Origin of the sequence: Curtobacterium sp. MCPF17_003 (assembly GCF_003224385.1) — a bacterium.
In the GTDB taxonomy this organism is placed as follows: domain Bacteria; phylum Actinomycetota; class Actinomycetes; order Actinomycetales; family Microbacteriaceae; genus Curtobacterium; species Curtobacterium flaccumfaciens.
The window spans coordinates 1-23,503 of the sequence record NZ_QKLC01000008.1; the positions used below are offsets into that span (position 1 = coordinate 1).

Annotated in this window: 21 protein-coding genes; 17 read left to right on the forward strand and 4 right to left on the reverse strand. The window is 72.1% G+C overall.

Translation table 11 applies throughout. The features are described 5' to 3' along the window. Positions 1-170: 170 nt before the first annotated feature. The 6 genes from DEJ30_RS09560 (at position 171) to DEJ30_RS09585 (ending at position 8,936) form a co-directional block, all read left to right on the forward strand. Positions 171-1,031: a sulfurtransferase gene (locus DEJ30_RS09560; RefSeq protein WP_181420083.1), complete on the forward strand. Its 861-nt coding sequence runs from the start codon at positions 171-173 to the stop codon at positions 1,029-1,031. Between the two features lie 99 nt (positions 1,032-1,130). Next, on the forward strand, positions 1,131-2,198 hold the full coding sequence (locus DEJ30_RS09565) for an NAD(P)-dependent oxidoreductase (RefSeq protein WP_110860826.1): 1,068 nt from the start codon (positions 1,131-1,133) through the stop codon (positions 2,196-2,198). 4 nt (positions 2,199-2,202) lie between these two features. Then, on the forward strand, positions 2,203-2,733 hold the full coding sequence (locus DEJ30_RS09570; protein WP_110860828.1) for an AAA family ATPase: 531 nt from the start codon (positions 2,203-2,205) through the stop codon (positions 2,731-2,733). Positions 2,734-2,824: 91 nt separating this feature from the next. After that, positions 2,825-4,657: a thioredoxin domain-containing protein gene (locus tag DEJ30_RS09575; protein ID WP_110860830.1), complete on the forward strand. Its 1,833-nt coding sequence runs from the start codon at positions 2,825-2,827 to the stop codon at positions 4,655-4,657. A gap of 39 nt (positions 4,658-4,696) precedes the next feature. Then, positions 4,697-8,548 (forward strand): ATP-dependent RNA helicase HrpA, encoded by a 3,852-nt coding sequence (gene hrpA, locus DEJ30_RS09580; protein WP_110860832.1) that lies wholly within the window; start codon positions 4,697-4,699, stop codon positions 8,546-8,548. 19 nt (positions 8,549-8,567) lie between these two features. Continuing rightward, a complete protein-coding gene (locus DEJ30_RS09585; RefSeq protein ID WP_110860834.1) occupies positions 8,568-8,936 on the forward strand; it encodes a VOC family protein in 369 nt (122 codons plus the stop codon). On the opposite strand, the gene DEJ30_RS09590 is transcribed toward DEJ30_RS09585, so the two are convergent. Next, the gene (locus tag DEJ30_RS09590) at positions 8,917-9,474 is read right to left on the reverse strand and encodes a YbaK/EbsC family protein (RefSeq protein ID WP_071246993.1); all 558 of its coding nucleotides are present in this window, start codon (positions 9,472-9,474) and stop codon (positions 8,917-8,919) included. The genes DEJ30_RS09585 and DEJ30_RS09590 overlap by 20 nt on opposite strands. A 41-nt stretch (positions 9,475-9,515) precedes the next feature. On the opposite strand from DEJ30_RS09590, the gene DEJ30_RS09595 reads away from it, so the two are divergent. The 6 genes from DEJ30_RS09595 to DEJ30_RS09620 all read left to right on the forward strand — a co-directional run bounded on the left by DEJ30_RS09595 (position 9,516) and on the right by DEJ30_RS09620 (position 16,170). Beyond that, on the forward strand, positions 9,516-10,169 hold the full coding sequence (locus DEJ30_RS09595; RefSeq protein ID WP_110860836.1) for a CatA-like O-acetyltransferase: 654 nt from the start codon (positions 9,516-9,518) through the stop codon (positions 10,167-10,169). A 33-nt stretch (positions 10,170-10,202) separates the two neighbouring features. Then, positions 10,203-10,583: a VOC family protein gene (locus tag DEJ30_RS09600; protein ID WP_110860838.1), complete on the forward strand. Its 381-nt coding sequence runs from the start codon at positions 10,203-10,205 to the stop codon at positions 10,581-10,583. A 37-nt stretch (positions 10,584-10,620) separates the two neighbouring features. Then, positions 10,621-11,643, forward strand: coding sequence for a Gfo/Idh/MocA family protein (locus tag DEJ30_RS09605; protein WP_110860840.1), 1,023 nt, complete (start codon positions 10,621-10,623; stop codon positions 11,641-11,643). Further along, entirely contained in the window at positions 11,640-12,665 is a 1,026-nt protein-coding gene (locus DEJ30_RS09610) for a Gfo/Idh/MocA family protein (RefSeq protein WP_110860842.1), read from the forward strand. Before DEJ30_RS09605 ends, DEJ30_RS09610 begins: the two co-directional genes overlap by 4 nt. Before the next feature lie 157 nt (positions 12,666-12,822). After that, on the forward strand, positions 12,823-15,018 hold the full coding sequence (locus DEJ30_RS09615; RefSeq protein WP_110860844.1) for an acyltransferase family protein: 2,196 nt from the start codon (positions 12,823-12,825) through the stop codon (positions 15,016-15,018). A 144-nt stretch (positions 15,019-15,162) separates the two neighbouring features. Then, positions 15,163-16,170 (forward strand): LacI family DNA-binding transcriptional regulator, encoded by a 1,008-nt coding sequence (locus tag DEJ30_RS09620; protein ID WP_110860846.1) that lies wholly within the window; start codon positions 15,163-15,165, stop codon positions 16,168-16,170. A gap of 62 nt (positions 16,171-16,232) precedes the next feature. Here the strand turns inward: DEJ30_RS09620 and DEJ30_RS09625 are convergent, their stop codons facing one another. Together DEJ30_RS09625 and DEJ30_RS09630 are read right to left on the reverse strand one after the other, a co-directional pair. Beyond that, positions 16,233-16,934, reverse strand: coding sequence for a triacylglycerol lipase (locus DEJ30_RS09625; protein WP_110860848.1), 702 nt, complete (start codon positions 16,932-16,934; stop codon positions 16,233-16,235). Between the two features lie 71 nt (positions 16,935-17,005). Then, a complete protein-coding gene (locus tag DEJ30_RS09630) occupies positions 17,006-17,779 on the reverse strand; it encodes an alpha/beta fold hydrolase (protein ID WP_146238545.1) in 774 nt (257 codons plus the stop codon). A gap of 82 nt (positions 17,780-17,861) precedes the next feature. On the opposite strand from DEJ30_RS09630, the gene DEJ30_RS09635 reads away from it, so the two are divergent. The 3 genes from DEJ30_RS09635 (at position 17,862) to DEJ30_RS09645 (ending at position 20,282) form a co-directional block, all read left to right on the forward strand. Beyond that, complete coding sequence (locus DEJ30_RS09635) at positions 17,862-18,311, forward strand: hypothetical protein (protein WP_146238546.1); 450 nt, start codon at positions 17,862-17,864, stop codon at positions 18,309-18,311. Between the two features lie 21 nt (positions 18,312-18,332). Beyond that, positions 18,333-18,881, forward strand: a complete 549-nt coding sequence (locus tag DEJ30_RS09640; RefSeq protein ID WP_110860855.1) for a dihydrofolate reductase family protein — start codon at positions 18,333-18,335, stop codon at positions 18,879-18,881. 102 nt (positions 18,882-18,983) lie between these two features. Beyond that, complete coding sequence (locus tag DEJ30_RS09645) at positions 18,984-20,282, forward strand: NAD(P)/FAD-dependent oxidoreductase (protein ID WP_071406544.1); 1,299 nt, start codon at positions 18,984-18,986, stop codon at positions 20,280-20,282. Between the two features lie 321 nt (positions 20,283-20,603). On the opposite strand, the gene DEJ30_RS09650 is transcribed toward DEJ30_RS09645, so the two are convergent. Further along, the gene (locus DEJ30_RS09650) at positions 20,604-21,509 is read right to left on the reverse strand and encodes an SDR family oxidoreductase (RefSeq protein ID WP_110860857.1); all 906 of its coding nucleotides are present in this window, start codon (positions 21,507-21,509) and stop codon (positions 20,604-20,606) included. A gap of 94 nt (positions 21,510-21,603) precedes the next feature. On the opposite strand from DEJ30_RS09650, the gene DEJ30_RS09655 reads away from it, so the two are divergent. Both DEJ30_RS09655 and DEJ30_RS09660 read left to right on the forward strand, forming a co-directional pair. Further along, positions 21,604-22,176 (forward strand): TetR/AcrR family transcriptional regulator, encoded by a 573-nt coding sequence (locus DEJ30_RS09655; RefSeq protein WP_110860859.1) that lies wholly within the window; start codon positions 21,604-21,606, stop codon positions 22,174-22,176. Positions 22,177-22,242: 66 nt separating this feature from the next. After that, entirely contained in the window at positions 22,243-23,457 is a 1,215-nt protein-coding gene (locus DEJ30_RS09660) for an acyltransferase (RefSeq protein ID WP_110860861.1), read from the forward strand. The last annotated feature ends 46 nt before the right edge of the window (positions 23,458-23,503 follow it).

Sequence of the window (23,503 nt, forward strand, 5' to 3'; positions counted from 1 at the left end):
AGATGTGTATAAGAGACAGCTCGATGCCCGCGCATGTTCCGACAGACCACTCGTCGAACGACTGGTGCATCGTCGATCAATGCCCACGCATGCACCCCACCCTCACCCCCGGTTGCGCCGTGTGTCCACGACTCTGGTCCACGTCAGGGGTGCGGATTATGGTGTGCGGCATGGCCCCCGTCCTGACCTCACCACTCGTGTCGACGCAGTGGCTCGCAGACCACCTCGGTGCTGACGAGCTCGTCGTGCTCGACGCCTCGGTGCACACGGTCGGGGCCGGGTTCGGCACCACCTGGCTCCCCGGGCGGGACGCCCACGAGCAGCGCGGCCACGTGCCCGGCGCCCGCTTCGCCGACCTGATCGACGACTTCTCCGCCGCCGACGCCGACGTCCCGTTCACCCGCCCCGGCGCCGAGCGCTTCGAGGTGGCCGCGGCACAGCTCGGCGTGACGAACACGTCGACCGTCGTGGTCTACGACGACAGCGTCGGCGAGTGGTCGGCGCGCCTGTGGTGGATCTTCCGTTCGTTCGGCTTCGACTCGGTCGCGGTCCTCGACGGTGGCTTCACGAAGTGGCGCGACGAGGGCCGCCCGGTGCGCGTGGGCGCACTGCGCACGCCCGCGGCGCCGTCCGATCCCGATGCCGATGCGTTCCTGGCCGGCGAAGAACGTGCGCTCTGGGCCGACCACGACCGCGTCACCCGTGCCGTCTCCGGCGAAGAGCCGGCGTCACTGGTGTTCGCCGCGCCCTGGGCCGCCCTCGGTGACGACCACCCGCCGATCGTGCCGGGCAGCACCCCGATCACGGCGGACACCCTGGTGGACCCCGAGACGAACGCGTACCTGCGCGGTGCCGAACTCGAGCGGGCCTTCGCCGACGTGATCGGTGCCGACGAGATCGTCACGTACTGCGGGGTGGGCAGCGCCGCGTGCGTCGACGCCCTCGCCCTGACGGTGCTCGGGCACGACCGGGTGAAGGTCTACGACGGTTCGCTGGCCGACTGGTGGCGGCACGAGCAACTCGCCTCCTGACGGAACCGGTCGCGGAACGGCGGCCGCGCCTGGCCGACGGCCGAGGACGGACAGCCGAGGACCGACGGCGAACGGCCGACACCGCACTACCGTTGCACCATGAGCACCAGACGCGCGGTCATCCTCGGCGGCACCGGCGGGATCGGCTCGGCCGTCGCACGTGCGCTCCTCGACGCCTCGGGCCGTGGCGGCGACGACTGGCAGGTCGACCTCGTCGCCCGACGCGGTGGCCCGGTCGCCGACAGTCTGACGGCCTCCGGGGCCACGTTCGTCCCCGGCGACCGGCGCGACCGTTCCGTCCTGCGTGACCTGCTCCGCCCCGGAGCCGACCTGCTCGTCGACACCGTCGGTGTGACGCGCGACGACGCCCAGCAGCTCCTGCCGTTCCTCGACGACGTCGGCTCGACGGTCTTCGTCTCGTCCAAGGCCGTCTACGCCGACGAGCAGGGCCGGCACGCGAACTCGCTCGACAAGCCGGTGTTCGGCGGCGCGGTCACCGAGATCCAGCCCACGGTCACCGCCGGGGACGGCGACCCGACGAGTCGTGACGGGTACGGCGCCGCGAAGGTGGCGGCCGAACAGGTCCTGCTCGACCACGGCGCCCCGGTCACCGTGCTCCGCCCGTCGAAGGTGTACGGCGTCGACATCGGCCGCCCGCGGGAGTGGTTCGTCGTCCGCCGCGCGCTCGACGGCCGGGAACGCATCCTGCTCGCCGACCACGGCCGCGGCATCGACCACACGACGGCGGCGAGCGGAATCGGTTCGCTCGTCCGACTCGTGGCGGACGCACCGGACCGCCGGATCCTCAACGTCGCGGACGCCTCCGCCCCGACCGTGCTCGAGATCGTCCGCACGATCGCCGGACACCTGGACCACCGGTTCGACGAGGTCCTGCTCGACGAGGACGCGCCCGCCTTCGTGGGCGGCACGCCCTGGTCGTCGCCGTCGCCGTTCGTCCTCGACACCACGGCAGCACGTGCCCTGGGGTGGGAACCGCCGGAGTTCCAGGCCGCCGTCGCCCCGGAACTGGCATGGCTGGTCGAGACCGCCCACGCCACGCCTGCCGACGGCGACGTCCCCTGGGCCGACGACCCGTTCTGGGACCACATGTTCGACTACGGCCCCGAGGACGCCGCACTCGCACTCCTGTCCCTCAACCTGGGCTGACACGGTGCTCCGGTCCGAGGTCCTGTTCGTCGGCGGACGTTCCGGTGTGGGCAAGTCCACCGCGGCCGAGGCACTGCACGACATGCTCGTCGCTGCGGACGTCCGGCACGCGGTGATCGAGGGCGACCTGCTCGACCTCGCCCACCCGGCGCCGCACGTCGAACACCCCGAGGCGCACCTGGCCCAGCGGAACCTGGCCACGATCTGGGCCGGCTACCGGGCGATCGGTCACCACCGACTCGTCTACACGAACACCGTGTCCGTGCTCGAACACGAGCGCCTCGCTGTAGCGATGGGCGACGATCCGCTGGTCAGCGTCGTCCTGCTCCGCGCATCCGACGACACGACCGCCGACCGGCTCGCTCGACGAGCGGGTGGTGCCGTCCCGCAGGCGCAGCTCGCGCACAGCACGCGGACGGCCGGGAGGCTCGACTCGGCCACTGCCGGCACGGTCGCCCGGGTGGACACCGACGGCCAGAGCCCCGCCCAGGTGGCCGCACGGCTCGCGTCGATCACGGGGTGGCTCGAGCGCTGATCTCCCCGCACGGCCTGTGCAGAGCGGCCGTCCCGTCCACAGATGTCCCCGGGCGGTGGTCCGCCCAGTCGCGGGCGGGCACGCTGGAGCCATGAACGACAACCGCCTCGGCACTTCGGTCAGCCCGTACCTGCGTCTGCACGCCGACAACCCCGTCGACTGGCGCGAGTGGGGTCCCGAGGCGTTCGCCGAAGCGCGCGAGCGCGGGGTCCCGGTGCTGGTGTCCGTCGGGTACGCCACGTGCCACTGGTGCCACGTCATGGCGCGCGAGAGCTTCGCCGACCCGGAGATCGGCGAGCTGCTCCGGCGGGACTTCGTGTCGGTGAAGGTCGACCGCGAAGAACGCCCGGACGTCGACGCGAGCCTGATGGCCTCGGCGAGTGCCTTCACGCAACAGCTCGGCTGGCCGCTGACGACGTTCCTGACGCCCGACGGCCACGTCTTCTTCGCGGGGACGTACTTCCCGCCCACTCCCGTCGGGCAGGTCCCGGCGTTCCGGCAGATCCTGGCCGCGGTGCTCGACGCCTGGACCGAGCGTCGGCACGAGGTCGACGCGAACGCCTCGGCCATCGCGACGGCGATCCGGCAGGGCGCCGTGGCGGACGCAGCGACCCGATCGGGCGACGGCGGTGCCGGAGCCGACCCGGGCCTCCCGTCCGAGGACGCCATCCGGGCCGTCACGGACCAGCTGTCCCGGGCAGAGGACACCACGTACGGCGGTTTCGGCGGCGCGCCGAAGTTCCCGAGCACGCCGTTGCTCGAGTTCCTCGCCGACGCGGCGGCCGACGGCGACGCCGAGGCCGACGGGCTGCTCGACCGGTCGTTGCACGCGATCCGCGCGTCCGAGCTGACCGACGCCGACGGCGGCGTCTTCCGGTACGCGACCAGGCGCGACTGGAGCGTGCCGCACTACGAACGGATGCTCTACGACAACGCAGGGCTGCTCGCGGTCGCGGGTGCCGAGCAGGCCCGCGGCATCGCCGACTTCCTCCGGGACACCCTGCGCCGTGCCGACGGGGCGTTCGTCGCCGCGCAGGACAGCGAGTCGACCATCGACGGCCGTCGGGTCGAGGGTGAGTGGTACCGCCGACCGGTCGCCGAGCGCGCCCAGCTCGACCCGCCACCGCTGGACGACCAGGTGCTCACGGGCTGGAACGGCCTGGCGATCCGGGGGCTCGCGATCGCCGGCGCGCGGCACGGCGATCCAGAACTCGTCGCGCTCGCGCGGAGTGCGGCCGACGCCGTCCTCGCCGCCCACGTGCAGGACGGCCACGTGACAGTGCGGTCCAGCACACCGCGCGGGGCGTCCTCCGCCCCGGCCACCGTCGAGGACGTCGGACTGCTCGCCGAAGGGCTGCTCGAACTGGCCCTGGTGACGGGCGAGGTCTCCTACGCGACCGTCGCACGCTCGCTGGTCGACGACGGCCTGGCCGAGCGCTTCGACGTCGACCCGGTGCTGGCCTCCGCGGGGACCGCCACGGGCGAACAGCCGCAGACCGCGATGCGGTCCGGCACCGTGGCGCTGGCATCGGCCGCCGCGACGCTCGGGGCACTGACGGGCGACGAGGCGCTGCGGGTCGCCGCGGCACGACTCGTCGCCGACCGCGCCCGCACCGGGACCGAGCGACCCCTCGGTCACGCGGATGCCCTCGGTGTCGCCCTCGCCCTGCAACGGCCGTCACGCGAGATCGTCGTCGTCACGAGCGGCACCGACGACCCGATGCGGGCCGTGGCACACCGTGCTCGTCGCCCCGGCACGGTCGTCGCCACCACCACGCCGGAGCAGGCACGCGACTGGGCCGGGGCGGGGTTCTCGTTGTTCGAGGGACGCGACGTGCTCGACCCTGCCGCGTACGTCTGCCACGACCGGGTGTGCGAACTACCCTCCCGGTCGGCGGACGCCCTGGCCCAGCAGATCGCCTGACGCCCCTCCCGCCCGGCGCGCCTGTATCCTGGAATGCTCATGTCTTCTCCGCTGCCCGTCATCACGTACCCGCCCGAACTGCCGGTCTCGCAGCGGCGGGACGACATCGCGGCTGCCATCCGTGACAACCAGGTGGTCATCGTCGCCGGGGCCACCGGCTCGGGCAAGACGACGCAGCTGCCGAAGATCTGCCTCGAGCTCGGTCGTGAGCACATCGGGCACACCCAGCCCCGCCGGATCGCGGCGCGGACCATCGCCGAGCGGGTGGCGGAAGAACTGGGCGGCGGGGAGCTCGGTGGGCTCGTCGGCTACCAGGTCCGGTTCACCGACAAGGTCGGCTCCGAGACCCGCGTGAAGCTGATGACCGACGGCATCCTGCTGAACGAGATCCACTTCGACCGCGACCTGAAGCGGTACGACACGATCATCATCGACGAGGCGCACGAGCGGTCCCTGACGATCGACTTCCTGCTGGGCTACCTGAAGCGGTTGCTCCCCCGTCGCCCCGACCTGAAGCTCATCATCACGAGCGCGACGATCGACCCGGAGTCGTTCTCGAAGCACTTCGACGACGCCCCCATCATCGAGGTGTCCGGCCGCACCTACCCGGTCGAGATTCGGTACCGCCCCCTCGTCGCCGAAGACCAGGACGACGACGCCGACGACGAGTCGGACTCCCGCACCGGTGACAGCGGCAACGCCGCCGACGACCGCGACACCCTGCAGGGCATCACCGACGCCCTCGACGAGCTGGCGCAGGAGGACCCGGGCGACGTGCTCGTGTTCCTGTCCGGCGAGAACGAGATCCGCGACGCGCAGGACGCGATCGAGGGCAAGCGCTACCCGGGCACCGAGGTCCTGCCGCTGTACGGCCGCCTGTCCGCCGCCGACCAGCACCGGGTCTTCGAGCGCCGGCACACCCCGGGTATCCGCCGTCGTGTCGTCCTCGCCACGAACGTCGCCGAGACCTCACTGACCGTGCCCGGCATCAAGTACGTGATCGACACGGGGACGGCACGCATCTCGCGGTACTCCCCGCGGGCCAAGGTGCAGCGCCTGCCGATCGAGGCGATCTCGCAGGCCAGCGCCAGCCAGCGTTCCGGTCGAGCGGGCCGCACCAGTGCCGGCATCGCGATCCGGCTCTACTCCGAGGACGACTTCGGCCGACGCCCCGAGTACACCGACCCCGAGATCCTCCGCACGAACCTCGCCGCGGTCATCCTGCAGATGATCTCGCTCGGCTTCGGGGACATCGAGTCGTTCCCGTTCCTGCAGCCGCCGGACAGCCGGGGCGTGAAGGACGGCCTCGACCTGCTCCGTGAGCTCCGTGCCGTCGACAAGGACGGCCGCATCACGAAGTCCGGGCGACAGCTGACCCGGCTGCCGATCGACCCCCGGCTCGGTCGGATGGTGCTCGAGGCCGGACGGCAGGGCGTCGGACGCGAGGTCATCGCGATCGTCAGCGCCCTGAGCATCCAGGACCCCCGCGAACGCCCACTCGAGAAGCGTGCGCACGCCGATCAGCTGCACGCCCGCTTCGCCGACCCGACGAGCGACTTCCTGACCCTGCTGAACCTCTGGAACCACATCGAGGACCAGCAGGAGGAACTCTCGTCGAGCGCGTTCCGCCGGCTGTGCAAGGCCGAGTTCCTGAACTACCTGCGCATCCGCGAGTGGCAGGACCTGTACCGGCAGCTCTCCCGTGCCGCGAAGCAGGTCGACGTCCGAGTCGGGCAGTCCCGCTCCGACGACGGCGACGCCGTGCACCGGGCACTGCTCGCCGGACTCCTCAGTCAGATCGGGCTGCGGGACCGCGAGAAGCGCGACTACCTCGGCTCCCGGAACACCCGGTTCGTGGTCTTCCCGGGCAGCGTGCTCGCGAAGAAGCAGCCCGACGCCGTGATGGCCGCCGAACTCGTCGAGACCAGCCGGCTGTTCGCCCGGACCGTCGGCCGGATCGACCCCGCCTGGGTGGAGCCGCTCGCCGGGGACCTGCTCAAGCGCACCTACGGCGAGCCGCACTGGGAGAAGAAGCAGGGCGCGGTCGTCGCCTACGAGCGGGTGACCCTGTTCGGTGTCCCGATCGTGCAGCGCCGCCGCGTGCAGTACTCGCGGATCGACCCGGAACACTCCCGTGAGCTCTTCATCCGCCACGCCCTGGTCGAGGGCGAGTGGGACTCGCAGCAGGCCTTCGACCGCGCCAACCGGAAGCTCCGCAAGGAACTCGAGCAACTCGAGGAACGCACCCGCCGCCGGGACATCCTGCTCGACGACGAGAACGTCTACGAGTTCTACGACGCCCGCATCCCGGCCGACGTCGCCACGACCCGCGACTTCGAGGGGTGGTGGCGCACGACTCGCCGTGAACAGCCGGACCTGCTCACGATGCGCCGTTCGGACCTGCTGGACGAATCAGCGGCCGAGGCGGCCGAGGACGACGTGGAGTACCCGACCCAGTGGCGGAGCGGCGACCAGCGTCTCGCCATCAAGTACCGCTTCGAGCCCGGTGCCGAGGACGACGGCGTCAGCGTGCAGGTCCCCCTCGCGCTCCTGCCCCGGATGCGCGAAGAGGGCTTCGACTGGCAGGTGCGCGGCCTCCGGAGAGAACTCGTCACCGCGCTCATCAAGTCGCTGCCGAAGCAGATCCGCAAGAACGTCGTGCCCGCTGCCGACTGGGCCGAGAAGATCGTCGCCGAGCTGCCCGACGACGCCCCGACCGAGCCGACGGAGTCGTTCCGCGCCACCCTCGCCAAGGCGATCCAGCGCATGACCTACGTGCCGGTCTCCGAGTCCGACTTCGACCTGTCCCGTGTCCCCGCGCACCTGCTGCCGACGTGGGCCGTGGTCGACGAGCGTGGTCGCCGGGTCGAGACCGGCAAGGACCTGTCGGCCCTGCAGACCAAGCTCGAGGACCGCACCCGGCAGAGTGTCGCCTCCGCCACGGTGCAGGGCGCAGGACGGCCAGGAGGCGCGGCTCGCGTCGCATCCGCCGGCGCCGGTCGCCCGCTGGAACAGTCCGGACTCACCACCTGGCCCGACCAGGACCTGCCGCAGACCCTCGACACCAAGCAGGCCGGCGGTGTCATCCGCGCGTACCCGTCCCTGGTCGAAGAAGGCACGGGTCCGAAGGCGACCGTCGGCGTGCAGCTGCTCGCCACCCCTTCCGACCGCGTCGTCCGGATGCCCGCCGGGGTCCGCCGTCTGGTGATGCACGCGGTGCCGTCGCCCGTGTCGTACATCCAGTCGCACCTGACCGCGCAGGAGAAGCTCGCGCTCGCCGCCAGCCCCTACCCGTCTACCGCCGCGCTGTTCGACGACGTGCTGGCCGCCGTGGTCGACGCCGGTATCCGTCGGGCACACCCGGACGGCCTCGTCTTCACGAAGGCCGAGTTCGAGTCCGTCCGCGATGCCGTGTCGGCCTCCGTCGTCGACACGATGTTCACCGCGGTGTCCGAGGTCGCGGCCGTCCTGGCCGCACAGCGCTCCGCCGAACGAGCACTCAAGCAGGCGAACTCGATGTCGCTGCTCGCCGCCCTCAGCGACATGCGGCAGCAGATGGAGCGCCTGGTGTTCCCCGGGTTCGTCGCCGTCGCGGGGCTCGACCGGCTGCGCCGCATCCGTGTCTACCTGCAGGGCATCGAGGCGCGCGTGCAGAAGCTGCTGCAGAACCCCGGACGCGACGCGACCTGGATGCGCGAGGTGACCGTGGCGACGGACCGCTACACCGATGCCGGCGGCACCTTCCCGCCCGCGGTCGGGGCGCACCCGGAGCTCGTGCACGCTCGGTGGATGCTCGAGGAGTTCCGGCTGAGCCTGTTCGCGCAGGAACTCGGGACCGCCGAGACCGTCTCGTTGCAGCGGATCACCAAGGCCCTGACCGCCGCACGCTGATGGGTCTACCGTGTCGGCCATGATCGGCACACTCGACGTCGTCGTCCTGGACTGCCCGGACACCCGCGCCCTCGCCCGCTTCTACGCCGAGTTGCTCGGCGGGGAGATCGTCGGCTTCGACGAGGACTGGGCGGAGCTCGCCCTCCCGTTCACCGACCACCGTCCGATCCTGGCGTTCCAGCAGGTCGACGACTACCGGGCGCCGGAGTGGCCCGGGCAAGCGGTGCCGCAGCAGAGCCACCTCGACGTGAAGGTCGACGACCTGGACGACGGCGAGGCCGCGGTGCTCGCGATCGGTGCGACGGCGACGGGGTCGGGCACGGAGACGTTCCGCGTCTACCTCGACCCCGCGGGGCACCCGTTCTGCCTCATCCGGCCGTCGGACTGACCGGTTCGGTCGCCAGACCCTCGACCACGGTCACGTTCGGCAGCGCGGTGAGTGCGGCGCCGGGCAGGAACAGCTTCGCGGCGCGACGGCCGGCGCCGATGACGACCTCGGGGGCGTCGAGGACCCGCGCGTCGATGTAGAGCGGCCACGACGACGGCAGCCCGATGGGGGTGATGCCGCCGTACTCCATGCCGGTCAGCTCGACCGCTTCGTCCATCGGGGCGAAACTCGCCTTGCGGACGTCGAGCAGCTGCTTCACGACCCGGTTGACGTCGAGTTTGGTCGATGCCAGGACGACGCAGGCGGCGTAGCGGACCTCGTCGCCGCGCTTGCCCGCGACGACGATGCAGTTGGCGCCGCCGGCCAGCGGGTAGCCGTACGCCTCCGAGAATGCTGCGGTGTCCGCCAGGTCGGCGTCGATCGGGGCACCCTCGATCTTCATGACGACCTCGGTCGGCAACGCGACGAGGGCTTCAGCGACGGGGATCGCGAGGAATCCGGTGGCGACCAGGGCGGGAACACGTTCGAGCGTCGGCATGGCTCCACCGTAGGGAAGCGATCCCGCACGAGGGTGGAGCCATGACGGAACTCCGGGCGATCGACGTCGACCAGTGGCCCCGCCGGGAGCACTTCGAACACTACCGGCACCGCGTGCCGTGCGCGTACGAGGTGACCGTCGAACTCGACGTCACCGCCTTCGTCGAGCGCGTCCGAGCGACCGGCCGTCGGACCTACGCGTCGCAGCTCTGGGCCATCGCGACCGTGGTGAACCGGCACGACGAGTTCCGGATGCAGCTGCTGGACGACGGCTCCCCCGCCGTGTGGGACCGTGTCCACCCGATGTTCACCGTGTTCCACACGGACACCGAGACGTTCTCCGCCCTCGTCGTGCCGTACCACGACGACTTCAGCACCTTCCACGACGCTGCGGTGTCGACGATGGCGGAGTACCGGGACGACACCCGGATGTTCCCGCAGGACGACCGGCCCGGCAACGTCTTCGACGTCTCGACCCTGCCGGGAGCATCGTTCACCGGCTTCTCGCTCCAGGTGCGCGACGGCTGGGACCACCTGCTGCCGATCATCACGCTCGGCGGGTACCGGGCCGCTGGTGACCGGACGCTGCTGCCGCTGGCGTTGCACGTCGACCACGCTGCTGCCGACGGCTTCCACACGACCCGACTGCTGCGCGAACTCGAGGAGCTCTTCGCCGACCCCGGCTGGCTGGCCTGACCTCAGGGCCTCGGTCGGAGTAGAACGGCGCGCATGACGAACGCAGTGGTGCACGTCGAACTCATCGGCCCCGACCCGGACCGGTTGCGGGCCTTCTACGCCGCGCTCTTCGGCTGGGACTCCCCCGCAGGCGCCCCGGTCGCCGCAGCTGTCTCCGACCAGTCCTCGTACTCGTTCCTCGACCCGGTGCCGGGCGCCGGGCCGGTCGCGGGCGGCATCGGCGGTGGCCCGGGGTTCACCGCCCACGCGCTGTTCTACGTCGGGGTCGAGGACGTCGCTGCGACGCTCGAGCGGGTCGAGGAACTCGGCGGCACCGTCGTCCTGCCGGCGCAGCGCAACGAGGGCGGCGGTGTCACGATCGGGCACTTCCACGACCCGGCGGGCAACCTGGTCGGCGTGGCAGGACCCCGCTGACCAGCCCGTCGTTCCCAGCGTCTCCTACGCTGACCCCATGACGTCGCAGTCGGAGTCCCTCGCCCGCAAACGCATCGGGCTCGTCGGCGCGGGCGGCATCTCCGTCGCCCACCTGCCCGGGCTGCTCCGTCTGGGCGACGTGGTGGTGCACGCTCGCGAGGGCGCACACGAACTCGTCGCCGCGTTCACCGACACCGCCCGGGCCGAGGGCAGCACGATCACCGTCGCCGACAGCCTCGACGAACTCCTCGCCGGGGTCGACGTCGTCGACGTGGTGGTCCCGACGCACGCCCACGCCGAGGTCGTCCGTGCGGCGATCGCGGCCGGCAAGGACGTCGTCTCCGAGAAGCCCCTGGCCCGGACCGACGCGGACGCGGCGGACCTGGCGGCGCGCGCTGCGGACGCAGGCGTCCAGCTCTACCCGGCCCAGGTGGTGCGCTGGTTCCCCGCGTACGCGCGCCTGCACGAGGCCGCGACCACGGGCCTCCTGGGCGACCTGGCGGTGTTGCGGTTCTCGCGGTCCGGCGCCTTCCCCACCCACGTCCCCTGGTTCGGCGACCGCGCGCTGTCGGGCGGGATCGTGATGGACCAGATGATCCACGACCTCGACATCGCACGCTGGGTGGCGGGCGAGGTGACCCGAGTGTCGGCGGTGAGCGTCCGCGCGGGCTCCGAGGCGGAGCCGGTCGAGGCGGCACACGTCCTGCTCACGCACGAGTCGGGCGCGATCAGCCACGTCGCCGGGCTGTGGGGGCCGCAGCACCTCGCCTTCACGACCGAGTACTCGGTGACGGGGACGCTCGGCAGCCTGTCGCACTCGTCCCGGGCAGAGGAGGACACCCGGAGCGACCTCGCGGCACCGGCTTCCGTGGACGGCTTCCTGCCGACGGTCGACCCGGCGGACGACCCGTACGCGCTGGAGCTCGCCGACTTCCTCGCCGCGTTCGACGGCGGTGCACCGCCCCGGGTCAGCGTGGATGACGGCGTCGCTGCGGTGCGGATCGCGAACGCGGCGATCGCCTCGATCGAGTCCGGCCAGCCGGTGGAGGTGTCGCGGTGACGCTCCGGGTCGGCGTGCTCTCCTTCGCCCACACGCACGCCATCAGCTACCTCGGCGCCCTGGCGGCGATGCCCGACGTCGAGGTGCGCGGCACGGATCCGGACGGCGTCTCGACGGGGACGGAACTCGGCGACCTGCGCGGCGCCGAGCTGGCACACGCGCTCGGCGCCGGGTACGCGGACTCCGTCGACGAACTGCTCGCCTGGGGCCCGGACGCGGTGATCGTCACGAGCGAGAACGCCCGGCACCGTGAGCACGTCGAGCTCGCGGCGGCAGCGGGGGCGCACGTGCTCTGCGAGAAGCCGCTCGCGACCTCGTGGCAGGACGGCCTCGCCATCCGCGATGCGGTGGACCGCGCCGGGGTGCTGCTCATGATGGCGTTCCCGGTGCGCTTCGCCCCGGCGTTCGACCGGCTGCGCGCGACGCGGGACTCCGGCGCAATCGGCAGGGTGTTCTCGGTCCGGGGCGCGAACAACGGCATGCTGCCGCTCGCCCGGCACTGGTTCACCGACGTCCGGTCCAGCGGAGGCGGCGCCCTCGTCGACCACGTCGTGCACGTCGCCGACCTGATCGACGGGCTGACCGGAGCGGCGCCGGTGTCCGTCACCGCGGTCGCCAACCGGGTGTTGCACGCGGACCGCGCGAACGCCGAGACCGCGGGTCTGGTGACCATCACGTACGACGACGGCACGATCGCGGCGATCGACTGCTCGTGGAGCCGACCGGACACGTCGCCGGTGTGGGGTGGGCTGACGCTCGACGTCGCCGGGACCGGTGGCACGGTGTCGGTGGACTTCTTCGGGGCGGCTGCTCGCGGACTCGACGCGGTCGGGGGCCGGCCGATCGAGCTCCGGTACGGACCCGACCACGACCTGCCGATGCTCCGCACGTTCCTGGCGGCCGTGGGGTCCGGCGAGCAGCCGCAGCCCGATGTCGGGGTCGGGCTGCGGACGCTGTCGATCGTGCTGGCGGCGCAGGAGTCGGTGCGGACCGGCAGGACGGTGGCGGTCACCCCGGCGTGACGCCGGAGCGCCGCAGCGCGAGTCCGCTGTGGCCGTCCACATCGGCGTCAGCGTCAGCCGCGGCGTCGGAGGCGAGGCGGATTCGCGTCGTGGCGGCCCGGGCGGTATGTTCGGGGCGCGCGGTAGGGACCGCGCACCGTGAGGCAAGGGGTAGCTCGTGACGGTCGCGCCCGCGCGCGCAGCGCGACACGTTCCTGTCGCGCGCCACCGTGCCCGTCACAACGCTCGCCGTCGGGGCGGTGCAGCCGACACCAGGACGCTGCGACTCGAGATCCAGGCCGTCCGTGCCGTCGCCATCGGGGCGGTGGTGCTCTACCACCTGTTCCCCGAGGTGCTGCCCGGCGGCTACGTCGGCGTCGACGTCTTCTTCGTGATCTCGGGCTTCCTCATCACCGCGCACATCGCGAAACCACTGGCGGCCGGCCGGTTCAGCTTCCGGGCCTTCTACGCTCGACGCGCCTGGCGACTCCTGCCGGCGTCGATGGCGACGCTCTTCGTGACCGTGATCCTGACCGCGGTGTTCGTCCCCCGGACGCTCTGGAAGGACTTCACCGAGCAGATCATCGCCAGCGCGCTCTACGTCGAGAACTGGGCGCTCGCGGGCAACGCCGTCGATTACTCCGCCCTGGCGTCCGACGCCAGCATCGTGCAGCACTTCTGGTCGCTGTCGACCGAGGAGCAGTTCTACGCCGTCTGGCCGCTCGTCCTCTGGTTCTGCGCCTTCGTGCGGTACCGGCGCCGACGCCGGAACGGTGTGTCCCTCGCTCCGGCGATGGCCGTCGCGCTCGGCATCGTGTTCGTGCTGTCGCTGGCGTACTCGATCTGGGCGACGGCGCACACCCCCGCGTCCTACTTCCTCACCACGACCAGGGCGTGGGAGTTCGCCGCGGGCGGCCTGCTCTGGCTCGGCCTGCAGCGCGTCCGGATCCCCGCGGCGCTGGCGGCGGCGATGAGCTGGGCCGGCCTCGTGCTGGTCGCGACGACCGCGCTCCGGTTCGACGCGTCGACGCCGTTCCCGGGCTGGACGGCGCTCATCCCCATCATCGGGGTCTCGCTCGTCATCGCGGGCGGGATGCCCGAGCCCGCGTGGAGCCCGGCGTTCCTGTACCGGCTGCGACCCGTGCAGTGGCTCGGGGACGTGTCGTACTCGCTCTACCTCTGGCACTGGCCGCTGCTGATCGTGATGCCCTTCGTGATCGGGACCCCGACGGGCGAAGCGACCCCGCTCTGGGCGAAGGGCATCGTGCTCGTCGTCGCGCTCGTCCTCGCGCACTTCTCGCGCCGGTTGATCGAGCAGCCCGTGATCGCGTTCTCCAGCGAGCGCATGCGTGCGCGGCACCCGCGGCACCGCGGCGTCCTGGTGCTCGCGATCGCCGGCATGCTCGTCGTCGCCGTGCCCGCCGCCGGCATGTACTGGTCGGTGGCGCGAGAGGAGTCCGCGGGTGCCGCCACCGGGGTCACCGTCACCGCGGACGGCACGCTGACCAGCCGAGCCTGCCACGGTGCCGCAGCGATGCAGCCCGGGGCGGACTGCCCGCAGGTGGACGCGGCCGACCTCACGCCCAGCCCGGTGCAGGCGGCGTCCGACTCGTTCGCCGACCAGTCCGGCGCCGGGTGCCAGGTCGCCGGCGAGGACACCACGGTCCGGGGCTGCGAGGTCGGCGACCCCGACGGCACCGTGCGGCTGGCGATCGTCGGCGACTCCCACGCCGCCAACTACGTGCCGTCCCTCGAGCTCATCGCGAAGGCGCAGCACTGGAGCCTCACCACCTACCTGCACTCCGGCTGTCCGATGACCCGAGCACTCGTGACCCCGTCGTGCAACACCTGGAAGGCCGACACCCTCGAGCGGCTGCAGCAGGAGCGGTACGACGTCGTGTTCGTCGCCGCGATGTCCCGCACGCCGTGGCCGCACGGCATCATCCGGCACGCCGACGAGATGACGCCCCAGGTCCGCGACGATGCGGCGGGCCAGTACGCGAAGACCTGGGTCCGCCTGCAGCAGGCCGGGTCGAGCATCGTGGCCCTGCGCGACAACCCCGACCCGGGCATCGGCGGCGTGTCCGACGTGCCGAGCTGCGTCGAGCAGCACGGTGACGGCGCCGCCTGCGACGTCTCCGAGGCCGACGCGCTGATCGACGACCCGGTTGCGCAGGCCGCGCGGACCACGCCGGGCGTCACGCTGATCGACTCCACGGCGATGTTCTGCGCTGACGGCACCTGCCCCTCGGTCATCGGCGGCGTCGTCGTCTACCGACAGGTGCAGCACGTCACGCAGACCTACGCGCGGTCCATGGCGCCGTTCCTGGAGCCGAAGGTGACCGCTGCGGTCGAGGCCGCCGTCGCCGGCTGAGGTGGCCGCAACGGCCGCAACGGCCGCAACGGCCGCAACGGCCGCAACGGCCGCAACGGCCGCAACGGTCGCAGCGGCCGCAGCGGCCAGCCGGGTACCGCCCGGGAGCGTCCTCACCGGAGCGCGCGCGCTACGCTCGTCCCGATGCGCGCAACCGTGCGGGACGTGGCCGCCCTCGCCGGGGTGTCCCCGAAGACCGTCTCCAACGTCGTCAACGGCGGCGTGGTCGTGCGCCCGGAGACCCGTGAACGCGTCGAGCGGGCGGTCGCCGAGCTCGACTACGTGCCGAACCTGTCCGCACGTGGGCTGCGGAACGGCCGCTCCGGAGCGATCGCGCTGACACTGCCGGAGATGGGCAGCGCGTACTCCGCCGAGCTCGCGCAGTCCTTCGTCGAACTCGCCCGCGAACGCGGCTGGGTCGTGCAGCTCGAGCAGACCGGCAACGACCCGGCCCGCGAACGTGAACTGGTCTCCCGTGCCCGCGCACACCTGGTGGACGGGCTGATCCTCAACCCGGTGTCGCTCAGCGCGAGCGTCCTGGCCTCGACCGAGGGGCTGCCGCCCACGGTCGTCATCGGCGAGGTCGAGCCCGAGCACGTCGACCAGGTGCACGTCGACAGCCGCTCGGCGGCCGAGCAGGTCACCGCACACCTCATCGCCCACGGCCACCGACGCATCGCGATCGTCGGGGCGTCACCCGAGGGTGCAGCGACCGCGACCAGCGAGCTCCGTGAACGCGGGTACGCCGCCGCGCTCGCGGCCGCCGGCATCGCGCCCGACCCGTCGCTCCGTGTCCCGCTGCCGGCGTGGACCACGAGTTCCGCGGCGACGGCCTTCGCGGCCTGGCTCGACGAGCACCCCCTGCCCGACGCCGTCTTCGCCTTCACCGACTCGATCGCGTTCGGAGTGCTGCACGTGCTCGCCGCCCGCGGCGTCCGGGTGCCGGACCAGGTCAGCGTCATCGGGTTCGACGACGTCGACGGCGCCGCGTACGCGATCCCGTCGCTCAGCACGGTGTCGTTCGACCGTCGGGCGTTCGCGACGGCGGCGCTCGACCTGCTGACCCGTCGGATCGCGGACCGCGGTGCCGCGCCGGGGACCGTCGTCGTGCCGCACCGGATCGTCGAGCGGGCGAGTGTCGCCGACCGGTGAGCGGCCGACGCGGTTTCACGCTGACCGACACCTCACGCGGCCACGCGCCCGTGGAGTGTCGCTCAGCGCGAAAGACCGCCGGAGCCGCCGCCGCCGCCGGAGCCCCCACCCGGATCCGCCGCCGCCAGCACCGCTGACCGCGTCCGCGCATCGCCGAGGATCCGGAAGTGCCCACCCACCGGCAGCCGCACGTTCGTCGCCCCCTGGAGCTCGCTGCCCTCGGGGATGAGCGTGTCGAACACCCCGTACACCGAGGTGATCCGCGCGTTCGCGTCGAGTTCCCGTGCCAGCCCCGCCAGCACCGGGTCGGCCGCCCGGAACGCCCGCAGGTGCGGAACCGGTGCGAGCCGCGCGTAGACCGAGCCCGCGAAGGGCGTCGACACCGCGACCATCCGGTCGATCCGATCGTGCTGGTCGAGCTGCGTCATCGCGTACTTGCCGATCAGTCCGCCCTTGCTGTGTGCGAGCACGAGCACGTTCCGCAGGTCCTGCTCCTCCAGGGTCGCGATCACCTCGCGCGCCGAGTCGGGCACGGGCCGCAGGTTGTGCCGCAGGACGGGCAGCACGTACACCGGGTGTCCCCGATCGTGGAGCGCGTCCATCAGCGGCCGCATGAAGTGCCAGGTCTCGTAGACGCCGGGGACCACGACGACGGGCTGCCCGGCACCGGTCCGGTAGTCGTCCGCGGTGGTCGGGCCGAGGCTCCGGACCTGCCACCTCGCCGCGTACCCCCAGTCGAGTGCGGCCCACCACGCGCGTCGCACCAGCGGGACACGGCCTGGAGGCCCGGATCGCCCCGTCCGCGCCGCCTCCGTCCCCGACGTGGCCGGCCGGGTCATCGCAGCCCCTCCAGGCGCTCGGCGCTGCGGAACGACTCGAGGAGGCGTGCGAAGGCGTCCGGCTGCCGTTCCTGCACGTGGTGCGGGCCGACCAGTTCCACGAAGGTGCCGTTCGGCGCAGCGGCCGCGACCCGAGCCGACCAGTCGTGCCGCGCGATCGGGTCCTGGGTGCCGCGGACGACGAGGACGGGCTGCGTCACCTCGGTGATCGTCCGCTCGGTCGGGTAGCGGAGCATCGGCCCGAGCTCACGCGTGTACTGCCGCATGCTCCGCACGTAGTCGGTGACCAGGACGCCGTTCATCCGGACGCCCTCGACGAACCCGTCCCGGCCCAGGTCGAGCGCCTGCAGCGGGAGCGATCGCCGCTCGGAGTCGATCACCGGACCGACGAGCACGATCGCCGCGACGGTCTCCGGGTGGCGCCGGGCGGACTCGACCACGACCTGGGCACCCATCGACTGCCCGACGAGCAGCAGGTCGCCGTCGACCAGGTGGCGGACGGCCCGCACGACGACGTCGCCGAGCTCCTCGATCGACAGCCGTCGACCGGCTGCGGGCAGCCAGCCGAACCCCGGCAGGTCGACGCTGATCGTGCGGTGCTCGGCGGCGACGGCGCGCTGCGACCGAGCGAAGGAGCGGTGGGACATCCCGATGCCGTGGACGAACACGACGGTGGGGTCGGTGTCGTCGCGGACCGGTTGCCGCGACGCCATCGCGTGCAGGCGCACGGGCAACCCGTCGATCCGGACGGTCTCCACAGCAGCGCGCACGAACCGAGGCTACGCGGCGGTTCGCAGCGCCGGGTCAGCCTCGTCATCGGCCGCACACAGCCGGGCCGTGTGCACTCCTGACATGAGCGACTCCACTCCCACCAACGACCACCAGCCGGACGGCTCCCACCCGGTGGACCGGGCGACGACGCCGACCGGCTGGGGCGTCGCCCCGACCCCGACGTCGACCTCCACGCTCGACGCCCCCGCGCCGCAACAACAACAACAGCCGCAGCCGCAGCCGCAGTACCGTGCGGACGCCGGACCCCGGACCCCGGGCGCCTGGGACTCCACCGCCCCGAACGGCACCACCCCCTGGTACGGAGCCGGAACCGCGACCAACCGCCGCAGCACCGGCCCGAAGCCCCCGTGGTTCTGGCCGCTCCTCGCCGCGATCGTCGGGCTCGCCGCACTGCTCGTCGGCGGAGGCGTCGGCTTCGCCATCGGCCACGCGATCGGTGCGGACCGGACGCAGTCGACGACCCAGGTGCCCGGCACGAACCGGTTCCCGGGCGACGGCACCGGGAGCTGACCGGCGGGTACGATCCGTTCCATGCGGAAGACCACTGCCGGTCTGTTCACGTCGGTCGACGGCGTCGTGCAGGACCCCTACGAGTTCCAGTACGACAGCTTCGACGACGAGCTCGGTGCGGCGATGGGCGCCTGGATGGCCCGGACCGACACCGTGCTGCTCGGGCGGAACAGCTACCTGGAGTGGTCCGAGTGGTGGCCCGCCCACGCGGACGACCCGTTCGGGCAGTGGATCAACCCGATCGAGAAGCACGTGGCCTCCACCACGCTCGGCGGCGACCTGACCTGGCAGAACAGCACGCGGATCCCGGGCGACGTCCCCGCGTTCGTCCGCGGACTGCAGCAGCGCGAGGGAGCCGACATCGCCGTCTGCGGCAGTGTCACGCTCGTCCGCAGCCTGCTGTTCGCCGGGGTCCTCGACGAACTGCAGCTCATGATCCACCCGGCGATCGCCGGCCGCGGCCGGCGACTGTTCGAACCGACCGACCCGCCCACACGTCTGCGTCTGGTCGACAGCACCGTGACGAGCAAGGGGAACGTGCTGAACACCTACGGGCGGTTCGACGCCTGACGGACGCACCACGGGCCTCCCGGCCCCACCCGTCATGCGCCCCGGCAAACCGCGCGTACCCTCGTGGGTGACCACACGCACCCGAGGAACACCGGAGCAAGCATGACCCAGGACACCCGCCCGCACGTCGTCATCGTCGGCGGTGGATTCGCCGGTGTGGCCGCCATGCGCGAGCTCGCCGACGCACCGGTCCGGGTGACCCTGGTCGACCGTCACGTCTACAACATGTTCCAGCCCCTGATGTACCAGGTGGCGACGGGCGGACTGAACGCCGGCGACGTGACGTACTTCCTGCGCTCGCTCCGGGCCCGCCAGTCGAACGCCGAGTTCCGTCACGGCCTGCTCACCGGCATCCGCACCGACGAGCGCATCGCCGAGATGTCCGACGGCGAGCACCTGCACTACGACTACCTGATCCTCGCCAACGGCGTGAACACGAGCTACTTCGGCACCCCCGGTGCGTACGAGTACGCCTACTCGATGTACTCGCGCTCGCAGGCGCTCCGCATCCGCGACGAGCTGTTCACCCGGCTCGAAGAAGCGGCGGCGAACCAGGGCCCCGACGAGATCCGCATCGTGATCGTCGGTGGCGGTGCGACCGGCGTCGAGATGGCCGGCGCGCTCGCCGAGCTCCGCGACCAGGCGCTCGTCGGCGCGTACCCGGAGATCGAACGCGGCAACATCTCGATCACGCTCGTGCACCGCAGCGGCGAGCTGCTCAAGCCGTTCGCGCCGCGCCTGCGGCGCTACGCCGCCAAGGTGCTGCGCAAGCGCGGTGTCGTGCTGCGGCTGAACACCGGCGTCTCCGAGGTCAAGCGCGACGGCGTGATGACGGCGGACGGCGAGTTCATCCCCGCGTCGCAGGTGATCTGGGCGACCGGTGTCGCCGCCCACAAGGAGGTCTCGGGCTGGGGCCTGCCGCAGACCCACGGTGGCCGCATCCAGGTGAACGACGACCTGAGCGTGAAGGGCGCCGAACGGATCTTCTCCGCCGGCGACATCGCCGCGCAGGACGACGCCCTCGCCCAGCTCGCCCAGCCCGCGCTGCAGGGCGGACGGCACTCGGCGCGGCAGATCGTGCGCCTGCTCGAGGGCAAGGCCACCGAGCGCTTCAAGTACTTCGACAAGGGCACCATGGCGACGATCGGCACGAACGCCGCGGTCGCCCAGCTGCGCGGCGGGATCACGATGGTCGGCCCGGTCGCCTGGCTCGCCTGGGTGTTCGTGCACATCACGAGCCTGCTCGGTGCCGGCAACCGGATGTCGACCCTGACGCACTTCTTCGTCCGCTACGTGTGGTTCATGCGGAAGCGCTCGATCCCGATCGTCGGCGACGTGCGCCCGGTGCGCCCGAACGGCGACCGCGAGCCGGACCCCTGGCAGCTGCAGAAGGCCGAGTAGCCGCCGAGGTCGCTCGCACGCTCGCTTCGTGAGCAGGAACGGTCGGGTCCGCACGTCGGACCCGGCCGTTCCTGCTCACGATCTGCGTGCCGTGGACACGGGGCGCGGCGGCCTGGAGGCGCGGTGCGGGCCGGCCACGGGCCTCCCGGCCGACGCGTGGTGCGCGGGGCTGGCGCCGACGCGTGGCCGGGACCGTGGGACCGGCCGACGCGGAACGACGATGTCGCTGTCCGGCGACGTCGACACTGTCGCTGCGCGCGCTTCGCAACAGTGCGCGCGTGCAACGAACGACGTCGTCGCTGTCGTTCGACGTCAGCCGTCCTACGCCACCCGGACGTCGAAGTACGCGCCGGCGGCGATGTCCTGGAGCAGCCCCGGGCCGGTGGGCCGCCAGTCGAGCAGCTCGCGCGTGGCCTCGGACGTGGCGGACATGTCCATGCCGAAGAACGACGCCATGAACCCGAAGTGCGCGGGCGCGTCAGCGGGGTCGATCGAGGCGACGGGAAGCCCGAGGCCCTCGCCGATGGCTTCGGCGATCGCCCGGGTGGGGATGCCGGTCTCCGCCACGGCGTGCATCCGCGTGCCCGCCGGCGCCTGCTCGAGGCCGAGCCGCACGAGCCGGGCGGCATCGGCGACGTGCACGGCGGCCCAGCGGTTCGTGCCCTCGCCGATGTACGCGGAGACCCCGTGCTGCCGGGCGGTGGCGACGATGTACGCGACGAACCCGTGGTCCCCCGGGCCGTGTGTGGTGGGGCTGAAGCGTGCTGCGACAGCGCGGACGCGCTGCTCCACGAAGTCGAAGCCGCGGTTCTCGCCGCCACCGCGCGGAGCGTCCGGACCGACGAAGGGGTTGGGGTCGGCCTCGGTCGCCGGACGCCCTGAGGCGAGCCCGGCGACCCCGGCGGCGAACACGAACGGACGATCGCTGCCGGCGAGCGCTGCGCCGATCGTCTCGATGGATGCACGTTCAGCGGCGTCGGACACCGCCGGGTTCGCGAAGTCGTGCTTGTTGGCGAGGTGCAGGACGCCCTCGGACTCGGCCGCACCACGGTGGATGACGTCCAGGTCGTCGAGATCGCCGCGGAGCACCTCGACGCCCTTCGCCGCGAGTGCCGCGGCCGAGGCGTCGGAGCGAGCGAGCCCCGTGACGACGTGACCGGCGGTGAGCAGGTCGTCGACGGTGTGTGAGCCGATCCAGCCGGAGGCCCCGGTGACGAACACGTGCATGAGCGTTCCCTTCCGCAGTGTTCACAACCTGATGTCATGAACTGACATCACCGTAGCACTCGATGTCAGCCACTGTCATCAGTAGACTGCGGGGATGGTTCGTTGGCAACCCGGCACCCGCGCGCGACTCCAGGCGGTCGCCCTGCAGCTGTTCGCCGAGCAGGGGTACGACCGCACGACGGTGGCCGAGATCGCGGCGGCGGCCGAGGTCACCGAGCGCACCTTCTTCCGGCACTTCGCCGACAAGCCCGAGGTGCTGTTCGCGGGACAGGACGGATTCCTCGCCATGTTCGTCGACCCGATCACCGCCGCTCCCCAGGGCACCGCGCCGTTCGAGCTGATCCGCCTCGCGCTGGACGCCAGCGCCGACTTCTTCCCCGAGGACCGTCGGGGGTGGTCCCGTGCGCGCCAGCACGTGATCGACGCGAACGCGGCCCTCGGCGAGCGGGAACTCGGCAAGCTCGCCACCCTGAAGGCCCGCCTCGGCGAGGTCCTGCGGGAGCGAGCGGTGCCGGAGCCGGTCGCGACGATGGCCGCCGAGGCCGCGGTCACCGTGTTCCACCTGTCGTTCGCCCAGTGGATCGCACCCGACGAGGACCGCCCCTTCGCCGCGATCGCGCACGAGCGACTCGATGCCCTGACGAGCCTGGTGCACCCCGCTCGTTGAGACTCCTCTTACCCGCGAGGAGGACCCTGGTCGGCGACACGCAACCGAGCAGCGCGGGGAGGGACCATGGCGACGACCACGCTGACCCACGCGCCGACGCAGGCGCAGCCACAGCACCGCACGGCCACCCCGGCGCACGCGGGGGCCGGGTCGTCGCAGGCTCCACCACCTCCGCTGACGCACCGTGCACCCGCGCTCGACGGACTCCGGACCCTCGCCATCCTGGTGGTCGTCCTGTACCACCTGCACGTGCCGCAGTTCGAGGGCGGCTTCATCGGCGTGACGGTGTTCTTCGTGCTGTCCGGCTTCCTCATCACGACGCTGCTGCTCGGCGAACGGCGTCGCACCGGGCGGGTGCGCCTCGGCTCGTTCTGGGTGAAGCGGCTGCTCCGCCTGTACCCGGCGCTGCTCGCGTTCGTCGTCGTCGGGCTGCTCCTCTGGAACTGGGTCGGTGACTACAAGGGCGCGTCGCTGTCGTCCGGCGAAGCGGCGTTCATCGCGCTGACCTACACGGGCGACCTGTTCCGCGCCTTCTGGGACACCTCGCAGGGCGTCTTCGCGCACACGTGGAGCCTGTCGATGGAGGAGCAGTTCTACCTGGTCTGGCCGCCGGTCCTGGTCCTGCTCGCCGCACTCCGGGTCCGCCGCCGCTGGCTGCTGACGGGGCTCGGGGTCCTGGTCGTCGGGGCGTCGGCGGCGTCGTGGGCGAGCTACCGCAGCCCGAGCGGCGGTGCCACGCCCGACGTCTACTTCTCGCCGGTGCTCGGGGTGGTGCCGCTCGCGATCGGCTGCGGGCTGGCGCTGCTGCTCGACGACGAACGGGTGCGGGTGCGGGCCGCCGGGGTCCTCGGGCACGTGGCGACCTGGCTCGGTCTCGCGCTGCTGGTCGGGGTGCTGCTCTGGATCGACGACGACTGGACCCGGCACGCGTCGACGTTCGGCATCGTGCTGCCGCTGACCGGGTTGATCGCGGCGGTGGCGATCGGCGGGCTGGTCTCGGTGCGTTCCCCGGTGTCGGCCGCCCTGGCCTGGACACCGGTGTCGTGGTTCGGTCGCCGGGTGTCGTACTCGGCGTACCTCTGGCACCCGCTGGTGATCGCGCTGCTCGGCACCTTCGCGATCGGTCCCTGGGGCACGGTCGGCCTGGTCGGCGCCGTGGTGATCGTGTCGATCGGTGCCGCGTACGCCGTCGAGGTGCCCGTCGAGCGGTTCCGCGCACGGGTCCGAGCGGGTCGCGCCAGGGCCGAGCGCGGCACGCACGTCCGCGACGTGACCGGCTGACGTGACCGGCTGACGCAGCGGGAGCGGGGCCCTGGCCCGGGGCCAC

Coding starts and splice junctions, on each gene's coding strand:
- DEJ30_RS09560 (WP_181420083.1), top strand. CDS start 171: ATGGCCCCCGTCCTGACCTCACCACTCGTGTCGACGCAGTGGCTCGCA.
- DEJ30_RS09565 (WP_110860826.1), top strand. CDS start 1,131: ATGAGCACCAGACGCGCGGTCATCCTCGGCGGCACCGGCGGGATCGGC.
- DEJ30_RS09575 (WP_110860830.1), top strand. CDS start 2,825: ATGAACGACAACCGCCTCGGCACTTCGGTCAGCCCGTACCTGCGTCTG.
- hrpA (WP_110860832.1), top strand. CDS start 4,697: ATGTCTTCTCCGCTGCCCGTCATCACGTACCCGCCCGAACTGCCGGTC.
- DEJ30_RS09585 (WP_110860834.1), top strand. CDS start 8,568: ATGATCGGCACACTCGACGTCGTCGTCCTGGACTGCCCGGACACCCGC.
- DEJ30_RS09590 (WP_071246993.1), bottom strand. CDS start 9,474: ATGCCGACGCTCGAACGTGTTCCCGCCCTGGTCGCCACCGGATTCCTC.
- DEJ30_RS09595 (WP_110860836.1), top strand. CDS start 9,516: ATGACGGAACTCCGGGCGATCGACGTCGACCAGTGGCCCCGCCGGGAG.
- DEJ30_RS09600 (WP_110860838.1), top strand. CDS start 10,203: ATGACGAACGCAGTGGTGCACGTCGAACTCATCGGCCCCGACCCGGAC.
- DEJ30_RS09605 (WP_110860840.1), top strand. CDS start 10,621: ATGACGTCGCAGTCGGAGTCCCTCGCCCGCAAACGCATCGGGCTCGTC.
- DEJ30_RS09620 (WP_110860846.1), top strand. CDS start 15,163: ATGCGCGCAACCGTGCGGGACGTGGCCGCCCTCGCCGGGGTGTCCCCG.
- DEJ30_RS09635 (WP_146238546.1), top strand. CDS start 17,862: ATGAGCGACTCCACTCCCACCAACGACCACCAGCCGGACGGCTCCCAC.
- DEJ30_RS09640 (WP_110860855.1), top strand. CDS start 18,333: ATGCGGAAGACCACTGCCGGTCTGTTCACGTCGGTCGACGGCGTCGTG.
- DEJ30_RS09645 (WP_071406544.1), top strand. CDS start 18,984: ATGACCCAGGACACCCGCCCGCACGTCGTCATCGTCGGCGGTGGATTC.
- DEJ30_RS09650 (WP_110860857.1), bottom strand. CDS start 21,509: ATGCACGTGTTCGTCACCGGGGCCTCCGGCTGGATCGGCTCACACACC.
- DEJ30_RS09655 (WP_110860859.1), top strand. CDS start 21,604: ATGGTTCGTTGGCAACCCGGCACCCGCGCGCGACTCCAGGCGGTCGCC.
- DEJ30_RS09660 (WP_110860861.1), top strand. CDS start 22,243: ATGGCGACGACCACGCTGACCCACGCGCCGACGCAGGCGCAGCCACAG.